At 64.3% G+C, this 12,839-nt stretch carries 12 protein-coding genes; 6 read left to right on the top strand and 6 right to left on the bottom strand.

What is annotated here, in order from left to right; genetic code table 11:
• The 3 genes from sufB to E4K64_RS38255 all read right to left on the bottom strand — a co-directional run.
• Positions 1–961 (bottom strand): Fe-S cluster assembly protein SufB (gene sufB, locus E4K64_RS38265; RefSeq protein WP_135167570.1); only part of this gene is annotated, 961 nt, incomplete at its 3' end.
• Positions 962–1,086: 125 nt separating this feature from the next.
• Complete coding sequence (locus tag E4K64_RS38260; protein WP_135167569.1) at positions 1,087–2,226, bottom strand: cysteine desulfurase family protein; 1,140 nt, start codon at positions 2,224–2,226, stop codon at positions 1,087–1,089.
• Between the two features lie 51 nt (positions 2,227–2,277).
• Positions 2,278–3,471, bottom strand: coding sequence for an acyltransferase family protein (locus E4K64_RS38255; RefSeq protein ID WP_135167568.1), 1,194 nt, complete (start codon positions 3,469–3,471; stop codon positions 2,278–2,280).
• A 44-nt stretch (positions 3,472–3,515) separates the two neighbouring features.
• On the opposite strand from E4K64_RS38255, the gene E4K64_RS38250 reads away from it, so the two are divergent.
• Together E4K64_RS38250 and E4K64_RS38245 are read left to right on the top strand one after the other, a co-directional pair.
• Complete coding sequence (locus E4K64_RS38250) at positions 3,516–4,508, top strand: LytTR family DNA-binding domain-containing protein (protein ID WP_135167567.1); 993 nt, start codon at positions 3,516–3,518, stop codon at positions 4,506–4,508.
• A 337-nt stretch (positions 4,509–4,845) separates the two neighbouring features.
• Positions 4,846–5,493, top strand: a complete 648-nt coding sequence (locus tag E4K64_RS38245) for an alpha/beta hydrolase (RefSeq protein ID WP_024337874.1) — start codon at positions 4,846–4,848, stop codon at positions 5,491–5,493.
• A gap of 10 nt (positions 5,494–5,503) precedes the next feature.
• On the opposite strand, the gene E4K64_RS38240 is transcribed toward E4K64_RS38245, so the two are convergent.
• From E4K64_RS38240 to E4K64_RS38230, 3 genes are all read right to left on the bottom strand, one after another.
• Positions 5,504–5,827 carry a DMT family transporter gene (locus E4K64_RS38240; RefSeq protein ID WP_135167566.1) on the bottom strand — a complete coding sequence of 108 codons (324 nt, stop codon included), beginning with the start codon at positions 5,825–5,827 and terminating at the stop codon, positions 5,504–5,506.
• Between the two features lie 11 nt (positions 5,828–5,838).
• Entirely contained in the window at positions 5,839–6,516 is a 678-nt protein-coding gene (locus E4K64_RS38235) for a glutathione S-transferase family protein (RefSeq protein WP_135167565.1), read from the bottom strand.
• Positions 6,517–6,623: 107 nt separating this feature from the next.
• Positions 6,624–7,724, bottom strand: coding sequence for an anhydro-N-acetylmuramic acid kinase (locus tag E4K64_RS38230; RefSeq protein ID WP_135167564.1), 1,101 nt, complete (start codon positions 7,722–7,724; stop codon positions 6,624–6,626).
• Between the two features lie 163 nt (positions 7,725–7,887).
• Here E4K64_RS38230 and tyrS point away from each other — a divergent pair, with 163 nt between their 5' ends.
• The 4 genes from tyrS to E4K64_RS38210 all read left to right on the top strand — a co-directional run.
• Positions 7,888–9,141, top strand: coding sequence for a tyrosine--tRNA ligase (gene tyrS, locus E4K64_RS38225; RefSeq protein WP_135167563.1), 1,254 nt, complete (start codon positions 7,888–7,890; stop codon positions 9,139–9,141).
• A 56-nt stretch (positions 9,142–9,197) separates the two neighbouring features.
• Positions 9,198–10,457 (top strand): MFS transporter, encoded by a 1,260-nt coding sequence (locus E4K64_RS38220; RefSeq protein ID WP_135167562.1) that lies wholly within the window; start codon positions 9,198–9,200, stop codon positions 10,455–10,457.
• Between the two features lie 209 nt (positions 10,458–10,666).
• The gene (locus tag E4K64_RS38215; protein ID WP_126261631.1) at positions 10,667–11,071 is read left to right on the top strand and encodes a DoxX family protein; all 405 of its coding nucleotides are present in this window, start codon (positions 10,667–10,669) and stop codon (positions 11,069–11,071) included.
• Positions 11,072–11,445: 374 nt separating this feature from the next.
• Positions 11,446–12,839: methyl-accepting chemotaxis protein (locus E4K64_RS38210; protein ID WP_135167561.1), on the top strand; the 1,394-nt coding region annotated here is incomplete at its 3' end.

The following is a 12,839-nucleotide window of genomic DNA, read 5'->3' as shown; positions in this document are numbered from 1 at the left end:
GGGTCCAGGAGATCTTGGAATTGTTGCCGCGGCAATCGCCACGCTTGGTGACGAAATTGTAGATGCCGCCCTTGCCTTCCGAATTGCCGGGATACCAGTTCTGCACCGTCGAATATTTGATCTCGGCATCGTCATGAGCGATGAGCTCGACCACGGCGGCGTGCAGCTGGTTCTCGTCGCGCTGCGGCGCGGTGCAGCCCTCGAGATAGGAGACGTAGGAGCCCTTGTCGGCGATGATCAGCGTGCGCTCGAACTGGCCGGTATTGCGCTCGTTGATGCGGAAATAGGTCGACAGCTCCATCGGGCAGCGCACGCCGGGCGGCACGTAGACGAACGAGCCGTCGGAGAACACCGCCGAGTTCAGCGTCGCATAGAAATTATCCGAGGTCGGCACCACGGAGCCCAGATATTTCTGCACCAGCTCGGGATGCTCGCGGATCGCTTCCGAGATCGGCATGAAGATCACGCCGGCCTTCTTCAGCTCCGCCTTGAACGTGGTCGCAACCGAGACCGAATCGAACACCGCGTCGACCGCGATCTTGCGGCGGGCGGGATCTTCCTCGCCCACCTTGGGCTCGACGCCTTCGAGCATGGCAACTTCCCGCAAGGGGATGCCGAGCTTCTCGTAGGTCTTCAGGATCTCCGGATCGATCTCGTCGAGCGAGGTGACCGTCTTCTTCGGCTTCGGCGCCGAATAGTAATAGAGGTCCTGGAAGTCGATCTTGGGATAGTCGACGCGGGCCCAGGTCGGCTCCTGCATGGTCAGCCAGCGCCGATAGGCCTCGAGCCGCCACTGGAGCATCCAGGCGGGCTCGTTCTTCTTCTCAGAGATAAACTTGACGGTCTCTTCCGACAGCCCCTTGGGGGCCTTGTCGGACTCGATCAGGGTCTCAAACCCATAACGATACTGGTCGACGTCGATGCGCTTCACGCGCTCGACCGTCTCTTGTACGGCTGGCATTCCATCCTCCGCTCGCGGTTTCAAGGACCGCGGTGGATCAAACTCGGACGAGTCTTACGGTGTCTAATACGATGTTTTTTGGCGGAAAGCACGGGCTTAGAACCGTTCAAGCCGTGTTTCGTCGCTTAGCTCTTAAGTAGGGTATTACCGAGCTTTCGCCAAGCCTCCAACGCCCTGTTAATGTGATCTGGTTCCGTGGACCAGCCCAGACTGAGACGCACCGCTCCCTGCGCCACCGCGGGGTCGAAGCCCATGGCCGAAAGAACGTGGGACGGCTGGACCTTGCCGGAGGAGCAGGCCGAGCCGGAGGAGACGGCGATTCCTTCGAGGTCGAAGCCGATCACCGCGGTCTCGGCCTTGAGTCCCGGTGCCGTGAACAGGACGGTATTTGGCAACCGCTCGGCGCCATCTGAGAAGATGGTTGTGCCCGCGACCCCCCGGATGCCATTTTCCAAGCGAATTCTAAGGGTTGTCATGCGCTCCGCATGCTCCGGCAGAGCCTGAAGCGCGATCTTGACCGCCGCGCCAAAGCCGGCGATGCCGGCGACATTCTCGGTTCCCGCGCGACGGTTGAGCTCCTGCCCGCCGCCCCGCAGCACCGGCTCCAGTCCGAGGATCCCCTCGGCCACAACCAGCGCGCCGACGCCCTTGGGGCCGCCGATCTTGTGCGCAGAAAATGTCGCAAGGTCGGCGCCGACTGTCTTGATGTCGAACGGGATTTTCCCCAGAGCCTGGATCGCATCGATATGCAGGAGGCCACCGGCCTCGTGAACGATCCGTGCCGCCTCGGCGACCGGCTGGAGCGCGCCCGTCTCGTTGTTGGCGGCCATGATCGAGACCAGCGCCGGCGGCCCGTCCGCGAGCCGTGCCTTCAGGTGTTCGAGATCGACCACGCCGGTGCGCGTGACGCGGATCAGACCGATCCTGTCCACCGGGAACCGGCCACCCGCCAGCACCGAGGCGTGCTCGACCGCCGAGACCAGCAGCCGCTCGACAGGTCCGCCGGATGGTCCCCGCAACCCCAGCGACAGGGCCAGCGCATTGGCCTCGGTTCCCGCCGAGGTGAAGACGACGTTCCGCGGCAACGCGCCGACCGCCAAGGCAAGTTCGGCTCGGGCCTCCTCGACCAATCGTCGTGCCTCTCGTCCCTCGGCATGGACCGACGACGGGTTGCCGACCAGGTCAAAGGCCGCAACCATCGCCGCCCGGGCCTCGGGCCGCAGCGGCGTGGTCGCGTTCCAGTCGAGATAGACACGGGTCGGCATCTCGCCCTCTTAGCACCTTTTGCCATCCGGCCAATCGGACAGCGGCGCGCATCAGGCCGGCTGGTGCTGCTCCGTCGCGGCAACCGTCCGCGGCAGCGCCCGCAATCCGAACAGCGGCCGCAGCCAAGCGATGCGCCGGACCATTTCATAGGTCGCCACACATATGAGCGCGGTCCCGATGACGACAATGGAGGCCTCGGCCCCAACCGGAAGGCCGCCGCCGCGCAAAGCATGCGCGATCACGATGATCGCGGTCTGATGCACGATGTAGTACGGGAAGATCGCGTCGGTCAGATAGCGCCGCACGGGGCTGTCGGCGGTGACGTGGTGTCGCGTAAAGCCCAACACGGCGGCGATCGCGAGCCATTGGTAGCAACCATAGGCCGAGGCGGCGGCCCACTTCAGCGCGGGCGACGGCGCGAACAATCCGGCGCGAACAAGGATGAAGGCCGAGAAGCAGGCCGCTGCAGCCACCAGAGCCGCCCAGCGCCGGCGCTCGAGCTCGTGCCAGATCCCATCTTGCTTGGCGAGCAGGAAACCGATCAGGAAGGCGGTGGCGTGGTCGGCGTGGTTGTACCAGTCGCCGAACAGCGCATGCGTCGACGGGAAGGCCGGAAACAGCACCAGGCGCCAGGCCACATACAGCACGCAAGGCGCGATCAGGAGCCATGGCCCGGCGAGCACGCCGGCCAGCTTGCGGCCAAGCCAGTCAGCGCCGGCCGGCCACAGCGCGAGCACGCCGATCAAGGCCAGCGTGTAGACCCACAGATAGACCACGAACCAGAGATGGTTCCAGGTTGGCAGCACGATGCAGGGGTTCGGACAGAACTGCGCGCCGAAGGCGAAGTAATGCCTGGTATAGAAATCGAGAAAGCCCGCGGGATAGCCGAGGCTCTCGACGATCTGGAGATAGGATTGCGGCGGCACGATCACGAGCATGCCGAAAATGAGCGGGATCAAGAGCCGGGCCGACCGGGCACCGGCAAGCGAGGCCAAGGTCGATTTGTCGAGCATGAAGCGGGTGGCAACCCCGGACACCAGGAACAGCAGCGATAGTCGCCAGGGGTTGAGGAACAGCATCACCGGTTCCAGCCAGGTCAGCCGGTGCACGCTCTTGATGTGAAATCCCCAGGACACGTAGAGCATGCCGACGTGGTAGAAGATCAGCAGCCCGAACGCTAAAATCCGCACCCAGTCCAGATCGATGCGCCTGTCCGAGCTTTGGAATTGCTGTGGTGTTGTCATGGTTTTCTGCTCCTTGACGGGACGACGAACGCGGTTTGCGGGCCATGGCTGACACCGAAAATGCTCCGCCGACGCCGCGCGTCGAGCCGGTTTGGGATCAGAATCGGACGCGACGGGATGAGCCGCCGGCGGCTGGGACGAATAGCGGGCCTTTTGGGATCAGCGGGGGCGACCGGACGACGTTCGCCGCGATCGCGGCGGTCGCGCTCGCGATCGGAATCGTCAATGCATTCTCAGGCGCTCAGGACGCGGCCTGGCGCGGCGACAACTACGACATCGGCCGGCGGCTGTTCTGGGAGATGTCGAGCATCTCCGTCATCCTGCTGCTGCTGCCGATCCTGGTGCTGGCGGTCCGCCGCATGCGCCGGGCATCCGGCCTCGCCGCCCGCGCAGCAATCGGGGCGATCACCCTGCTCGGCTTCTCGGCCCTCCACATCACCGGCATGGTCTGGTTGCGCAAGCTTGCGCTCTGGCTCGCCGGTGGCGCCTACGATTTTCGTTTCTCGCTCGCGACGGTCCTGTACGAATTCCGCAAGGATGCGGTGGCCGTCGTCCTGATCGCCGGCACGATCTGGCTGCTCGAAAGCCGGCGCGAGCTGAAGACCGCCGCAGCAGCTCCCTCGGCGCCGCCCACCCCGCCACAGCCGTCGTCGCCTGATGTGATCTGGTTGCGCGACGGGACCAGTCGCATTCGCGTGGTGCCGCGCGACATCCTCTGGGTCGCGTCCGCCGGCAATTACATCGAATACAGCCTCGCCGACGGCACCCAGCACCTGATCCGGGGCACACTGGCGGCGGCGGAAAGCGAGCTGGCGCGCTTTTCCATCGTTCGCGTTCATCGGACCAAGCTTGCCAATCTCGACCGGGTGCGCGGCGTGGACCTCAAGGCGTCCGGGGATTTTGAGCTCGCCTTCGACAACGGCCAGACGCTCGGGGGCAGCCGGCGCTACCGGCCGGCGGTCGCCTCGCTCGGAAGCCGAACCACCCCGGACGGAATCGCCACCGCCGATCGACCAGCGATCCATAAACCGTCGTGATTCCAATTGGTTGAGCGCTTCCCTCCGGCGAAGCGGACGGCTCCTGACGTGGTCCGGTTGATTTCAGGCTGATGCCGGTTGTGGTCGCCGGGCCGGACATGACGCTGCCATGACCGGCTAAGCTCTTGAGCCCATTGAGAGATGTCGAAGAAGCTTGCTTTTTCACCCTTGCCTCGTGTTAGAAGCGCGCGTCAGTTCACCTGCGCGCCACTCGCGCATCATCCGAGGGCGCGCCTCTCCACCTTTCATCCGTGCTCTCGGCGGCGGCAACGCCGGGAGAGCCACAATCGGACGATTGCGCAGGGATCACCTCCAAGGGACTCAATCAGAGACATCCATGCCTGAAGTCATTTTCACCGGCCCTGCCGGCCGCCTCGAGGGTCGCTATCACCCGGCCAAGCAGAAGAACGCGCCGATCGCGATGATCCTGCATCCGCATCCGCAGTTTCACGGCACGATGAACCATCAGATCGTGTACCAATGCTACTACGCCTTCGCGCATCGCGGCTTCTCGGTGCTGCGCTTCAACTTCCGCGGCGTCGGCCGCAGCCAGGGCTCGTTCGACCACGGCACCGGCGAGTTGTCGGATGCCGCCGCAGCGCTCGACTGGGCACAGACCATCAATCCCGAAGCGCGCGCCTGCTGGGTCGCCGGCTTCTCCTTCGGCGCCTGGATCGGCATGCAGCTCCTGATGCGCCGCCCCGAGGTCGAGGGCTTCATCTCGATCGCGCCGCCGGCCAATCTCTACGACTTCTCGTTCCTCGCGCCCTGCCCGTCGTCGGGCCTGATCGTGCACGGCGAGAAGGACGCGGTGGTGCCGCCCAAGGACGTCAACACGCTGGTCGAGAAGCTGAAGACGCAGAAGGGCATCGTGATCGACCAGCAGATCATCCCCGGCGCCAACCACTTCTTCGACGCCAAGCTCGAGCCGCTGATGGAGACCATCACGGCCTATCTCGACATGCGTCTGGCCAACGTGCGCTGACGGGCGCAGCTCAAGCAAGCTTGAGCGCGGCGATCCCCATCAACACGAGCGCGATGCCCGCAAGCTTCATCGCGCTCAAGCTCTCACCGAACAGTACGACGCCCATGATGAACGTGCCGGCAGCCCCGATGCCGGTCCACACCGAGTAGGCGACGCCGACCTCGAGCACCTTCAAAGCGCGCCCGAGCAGGAACACGAACGCTGCGAGCAGCACGAGCGAAACGATGCTCCAGCCCACGCGCGTGTAGCCTTCTGCATACTTCATCGAGATCGCCCAGCCGACATCGAGCGCACCGGCGACTACCAGCATCAGCCATGCGACAGATGAGGACATTTGCGTTGCGCTCAGGCCGCGAGCTTGAGCAGATGCGCGTCGTGGCGAGCGAGGAAGGCGCGCAGCAATTGCGGATAGTCTTCACCAACAGCAGTGCGGACGCTCGGACGCTTCGCCAGTTCGGCGCGCCATGCCCGGACTTTCGGGACATCGCGGAAGATGCCGTGCTCGGTCAGTTCGTCGAACAGATCGAAATAGCGGAAGACCGGCGCGAACACGGCGTCGACAAGGCTGAATTGCTCGCCGGAGAAAAAGGGGCCTGCGCCAAGCGCGGCTTCGACACGCGCGAACTTCGACACCAGCGCCTGACGCTTGCTCTCGAAGGTCGCCGGGTCGGTCGTCGTCTCCAGGCCCCAGAGATCGCCGAGGATCGCCGAGCCGAACTCCATCCAGGCGCGATGCTCGGCCCGCTTGAGAGCATCCGCTGGATGCAGCCGCGCACCGCCTTGCGTCTCCTCGATGTACTCGCAGATCACGTTGCTCTCGAACAGCGCGACCTCGCCCTGCTCCGTCGTCACCACCAGCACCGGCACCTTGCCGAGCGGCGAGAGTTTTAGAAACCAGTCTGGCTTGTTGGCGAGATCGATGTCGATCCGCTCGAACGGCACGCCCTTTTCCTTCAGCGCGATCACGGCGCGCTGCACATAGGGGCAAAGCTTGTGGCTGATCAGTTTCAGTGAAGCGGTCATGGCAATGGTCCCGGCGATTAGATGCAACTGCATTAATATAGATGCACTTGCATATATCCGTCAAGGTCAGTGCATCTGCATCAACCGCTCGTGATTGGGACGCCACCTCAAGGTCTGGCGATCACTCCGCCCGTCATCGGCATCGGCACGCCCGTGGTGGCCGGATACGACAGCGGCAGGCCCTTCAGGCCGCGGGCGGCGAGGAAGCCGAAGGCCTGGGCCTCGATGGCGTCGGACGCCCAGCCGAGGATCTCGGCGGCCTCGACGGTGGCTGACCCCACCCGCTCCCGCAGCATCCGCAGCATGGTGAGGTTGCGGGCGCCACCGCCGCAGACGATCCAGCTCCGTGGCCGCCGTGGCAACAACGGGACGACGCGGGCGATCGCCGCCGCGGTGAAGGCGGTCAGGGTCGCGGCGCCGTCGGCCGGCGCGACGTCGCCGAGCTTGAGCGAAGCAAAGTCGTTGCGATCGAGCGATTTCGGTGGAGGCAACGCGAAGAACGGGAGCTCCAGCGCCCGCGCGATCCAGGCCTCGTCGGCCTTGCCGAGAGCTGCGAATTTTCCTTCCGCGTCGAACGCCTGATTCATGGTGCGGTACATGAAATCGTCCAGCAGCGCATTGCCGGGGCCGGTATCGCAGGCGATCAGCGTGTCGCCGTCGATATAGGTGATGTTGGAGACGCCGCCGATATTGACCACGACGATCGGTCCCTCGCGGTCCAGCGAATTGGCGAGCGCGCGGTGGTAGACCGGTACGAAGGGCGCGCCCTGCCCGCCGGCCTCGACATCGGCGGCACGGAAATCATACATCACGGGAATATGGATCGCTCTCGCCAATGCAGGGCCATCACCGATCTGCACCGTCAGCCGTTTTTCAGGCCGGTGCAGCACGGTCTGCCCGTGGAAGCCGACGATGTCGATGTCCTCCGGCCTCATACGGTTCTGCGTCAGGAAGCTGGCCACAGCCTCGGCATGGGCCTGCGTCACCGCCCGCTCGGCCTCGGCCAGAACGCCTGGGCGCGCATCGCGCTGGGTCAAATGCACGGCTTCGCCCAGGGCCTGACGCAGCAGATTGCGCTCTGCAGGATGATAGGCCCGGTAGCCGGACGGTCCGAACGCCTTGACCTGTTTTCCATCGGTTTCGATCAGCGCGACATCCACCCCGTCCAGCGAGGTGCCGCTCATCAGACCGAGTGCCGTCAACATCATGGATCAGCGTCCTCAAGACCCGTTCCGGCATGCCGATCTTGTGCCAGAGGGACACATCTTATAATGCCACATCGCCAAGTGACGGGCGGCCATCGGGTTCCCACGCAAGACCCTTAAATTGCCCCCAAAACAGTAAACCAAGAATTGTTGGGCATGCCGACAGATGACTGTATTTAAATCGGATTTCCTCAATATCCTGCAGGAACGTGGGTTCATCCACCAGTGCTCCGATTTCGAGGGGCTGGACGTGCTCGCCGCCAAGGGCGAAGCGACCGCCTATGTCGGCTACGATTGCACCGCCCGCTCGCTGCACATCGGCAATTATCTGACCATGATGATGCTGCACTGGCTGCAGCAGTCCGGCAACAAGCCGATCACGCTGATGGGCGGCGGCACCACCATGGTCGGCGATCCCTCGGGCAAGGACGAGACGCGCGCGATGCGCACCGTCGCCGAGATCGAGGACAACAAGGCCTCGATCCGCGGCGTCTTCGCAAAGGTGCTGCGTTATGGCGAGGGCAAGAGCGACGCCATCATGCTCGATAATGCGGAGTGGCTGACCAGGCTGAACTGGATCGAGATGCTGCGCGACGTCGGCCGGCACTTCTCGGTCAACCGCATGCTCACCATGGACTCCGTGCGGCTGCGCCTCGAGCGCGAGCAGGAGATGAGCTTCATCGAGTTCAACTACATGGTCTGCCAGGCCTACGACTTCGTCGAGCTGGCCAAGCGTACCGGCTGCAAATTGCAGATGGGCGGCTCGGACCAGTGGGGCAACATCATCATGGGCGTCGATCTCGGCCGCCGCATGGGCACGCACCAGCTGTTCGCGCTGACGACGCCGCTGCTGACCACCGCGTCGGGCGCCAAGATGGGCAAGACCGCGCAAGGCGCGGTGTGGCTCAACGCCGACCAGTTCAGCCCTTACGATTTCTGGCAGTACTGGCGCAACACCGAGGATGCCGACGTCGGCAAATTCCTGAAGCTGTTCACGACGCTGCCGATCGCCGAGATCAAGAAGCTCGAAGCGCTCGGCGGCTCGGAGATCAACGAGGCCAAGAAGGTGCTCGCCACCGAAGCGACCGCGCTGCTGCACGGCAGCGACGCCGCAAACGAAGCGGCCGAAACCGCGCGCCGCACCTTCGAGGAAGGCGCGCTCGCCGAGAGCCTGCCGTCCGTGGAAATTCCGCGCGGCGAACTCGACGCCGGCCTCGGCGTGCTCGCCGCCTTCGTCAAGGCGGGCCTCGTTGCCTCCAACGGCGAGGCGCGGCGGCAGATCAAGGGCGGCGGCCTGCGTGTGAACGACGCGCCCGTCACCGACGAGAAGATGGCGCTCTCTGCGGCCAATCTGACGCCGGAAGGCGTGATCAAGCTGTCCTTCGGCAAGAAGAAGCACATCCTGATCAAGCCTGCATAGGCGTATGAGCTTTTCGCTGCTTGTCAGGGTGCGCGGATGCGCGCTCCCTGACGGCAATGGACCAGAACACGCCCAGGGAAACGCGCAAGGAACAAGCCGGCAGCGCCAAGCGCGAGGCGGTGCGCACCGCCCTCGTGGTGCTCTGCCTTTGTTTTACGCTGGCGGTTCTGGGCCGCGGGCTCAGCGAGAGCTTCACCGTTTTCTTGAAGCCGATCTCCGAGAACTTCGGCTGGGACCGCGCGCAGGTCGTCTCGATCTACTCCCTGACCTGGCTGATCAGCGGCCTGACCGCACCATTGGTCGGGCGCCTGTTCGATCATGCTGGCCCGCGCATGGTCTATGCGCTCGGGCTGTTCCTGCTCGGCTCAGCCTTCCTGATTGCAAGCCGGGCCCAAGCCCTGTGGCAATTCCAGCTCTCGATCGGCATCTGTGTCGGTATCGGCGTTGCCTTCATCGGCAACGTGCCGAGCTCGATCCTGCTCGGCCGCTGGTTCGGACCACGGCTGCCGACCGCCATGGCGGTGGTCTATTCGGCGATGGGCGGCGGCGTGCTGGCGCTGCTGCCGGCCTCGCAGCTTCTGATCGATCATCTCGGCTGGCGCGAGACCTACCAGGTCTATGGCCTTGCCGCGCTCGCGCTGCTGGTGCCGCTGCTGCTCCTGCCCTGGCGGATGTTTTCGGCCGGCTCGCCGCATGTCGCCAAGAGAAGCGATCCTGATTTCATCGACAACGGCTGGACGCTGGCGAGCGCGATGCGCCACCATGCCTTCTGGGCGCTGTTCTCGACCTTCTTCTTCACCGCGGTCGGCATGTATGCGATCGCCGCGCAGATCGTCGCTTATCTGATCGACGCCGGCTTCCCGCCGCTCCAGGCGGCGACCGCCTGGGGATTTTCGGGAGTCGTGCTCGTGTTCGGCATGCTGGGCGTGTCCGCACTTGACGGGCTGATCGGGCGGCGGCCGTCGGTGCTGCTCAGCTACGCCATCTCGATCCTCGGCATCGTGCTGCTCTGGCTGCTTCAGTATTATCCTGATGTCTTCCTGCTCACCGGCTTCGTGGTCTGCTTCGGCAGCATGATGGGCTCGCGCGGACCACTGATCACGGCGACCGCGATGAAGATCTTCCGCGGCAAGCGCGTCGGCACGATCTTTGGCACCATCTCGATCGGCAGCGGCCTCGGCTCCGCCTTCGGCTCATGGAGCGGCGGCCTGATCCACGATGTCACGCACGGCTACAATCTGCTGCTCGTTTTTGCACTTGCGAGCGTGATTCTCGGAATGATTCCATTCCTGATCGTCCCCGCCTTGCGGGAGTAAGTCTCCCCGACGTAACTTGCATCCCTCGATGTCACCGGGAAATTACGCATGACATGCGGGCAGCATCCGCAAGAGCTCGGGCACGAACGGACGAACTGCGGTGTCTTGTCCAACATGACGAAAATGTCAGCGCGAAATTGATCTGGGGTGGCTTGCGAGGCGGCGCTGAATACGATCCTAGTCGCGCATTGGATGGAGGGCACAAACCAATGGACTTTCCCTATCTCACTCGCTTTCAACCCGTTCTCTTGAGCCTGTTTCGCTTCATGACCGGCCTGTTGCTGTTTCAGTACGGCGTCGCCAAGATCTTCAAGTTTCCGGTGCTTCCCTACTTCGCCAACATCCCGCCGCTGATCTGGACGGCTGGCGCGCTCGAACTCGTGCTTGGCGCGCTCCTGATGATCGGCCTGTTCACCCGTCTTTCCGCTTTCATCCTCTCGGGCGAGATGGCCTTTGCCTACTTCATGGGCCACATGTTCAAGGGTGAGACGCCGGTGTTCCTGCCGCTGCTCAATGGCGGCACCGCGGCGATCCTGTTCTGCTTCGCCTGCCTCTATCTGTCGGCAGCCGGCGGCGGCTCGGTCAGCGCCGACGCGGCGATGGGCAAGAAATAGCACAGACTTCGTGCGGCGCTGACGCGCCCCGATTTGACAGCAAACAGGACGGCACCGGCAACCGACGGTGCCGTCTCAGCGCGCCCCCAGCACGTTCCAGATCAGAACGAGGGCCGCGACGAGCAGCACAGCCATGATGATGCGATGAACGAATCGAGTCATTGCAGGTCCAGCCAGGCTCTTTAGCTCTCAAAGTCCAAGATCAATTCCTTCCCCCAGACAGGCTTGAGCCTGTCGGCCAGGCGATTTGCCTGCACGATTGCGCATGAGGCTGCGGACGCCGCGCGCGCGGCAGGCCGCCGCATGCCTACGTTCATGATTGGTAAGAACTTCATGCTACCCAGGCGAGCAATAACCATTCCGTAGGGGCTGTCATGAAGCTGCTGAGCCATCTGAAGATCCGCACCAAGCTTGCCAGCATGGTCTGCCTTGCAGCCCTCACAGTCGCGGCCATCATCGGCGTGTCGTCCGTGCTCAGCAAGAGCCGCATGATGGAGGACCGCGTCCAGCAGATGCGGACCGCTGTCGAGTTGCTCTACAATTACGCGCAATCGCTTCAGGACGAGGTTACCGCTGGCAAGCTGACATTGGCCGATGCCAAAGCCCACTTCCACCAGCGCGGACGCCGCATGAATTTCAACGGCAACCAGGGCTACCCCGTCGTCTACAATTCCGACACGTCGCTTCTGTTGAACGGCGCCAACCAGCAGCTCGAGGGTAAGATCACCGGGGCCAAGGATTCCAACGGCGTCCTGATCGCCGACGCCATTGTCAAGGCGGGTGAGCAGACCGCGCAGGGTGGAATCACCTCTTATCTCTACCCCCGTCCCGGCCAGACCGAGCCGGTCCGCAAGACCGTGTACGCGCGCAAATTCGCGCCCTGGAACGCGACCATCAGCTACGGCCTCTATGTCGATGACATCGACGCCGACGTGCGCGCGCTGACGCTGGAGCTCGGCGCGATCGGCACGGGCCTGATGCTGCTGATGGCGGCACTGTCCTGGCTGATCGCCCGCGACGTGCTCAGCGCGCTGGAACGCCAGAAGAATCGCATGCAGGAGATCTCCGAAGGCGCCATCGACAAGCCGGTCGAGGAGACCGATCGCGGCGACGAGATCGGCCGCATGGCCGAGACCCTCGAAATCCTGCGCCAGACGGCATTGACGGCGCGCGCACTGGAGGCCGAACAGGCCGCCACCAAGACGCGCACCGAGCAGGAGAAGCGCGACGCCCTGATCGCGCTTGCCGACCGCTTCGATGCCTCCGTCGGCCAGCTGGTCGGCCTGATGGCTTCCGGCTCCGGCGAGCTCGAGCATACCGCCAAGTCGATGTCCTCGACCGCCGAAGGCACCAACCGCCGCGCCGCATTGGTCGGCACGGCCGCCACCGAAGCCAGTCAGCGTGTCCAGACCGTCGCGGCCGCCGCCGAGGAGCTCTCCTCCTCCATCACCGAGATCAGCCGCCAGGTCGCCCAATCCGCAGAGGTCACCGGACGCGCGGTCGACAGCGCCCGCCGCACCGACACGATCGTGCGTGCCCTCTCGGACGGCGCCCAGCAGATCGAGCACGTCGCCGAGCTGATTTCCAACATCGCCGCCCAGACCAACCTGCTCGCCCTCAACGCCACCATCGAGGCCGCGCGCGCCGGCGAAGCCGGCCGCGGCTTTGCCGTCGTCGCCTCCGAGGTGAAGTCGCTCGCAAGCCAGACCGCGGAAGCCACCCGCGAGATCGGCGACAAGATCGCCCAGATCCAGGGCGCGACCAAGGA

This window comes from Bradyrhizobium frederickii (genome assembly GCF_004570865.1).
Classification (GTDB): domain Bacteria; phylum Pseudomonadota; class Alphaproteobacteria; order Rhizobiales; family Xanthobacteraceae; genus Bradyrhizobium; species Bradyrhizobium frederickii.
Note: the sequence above shows the minus strand (reverse complement) of the source record. Positions and strands in the feature narration are given on the sequence as shown.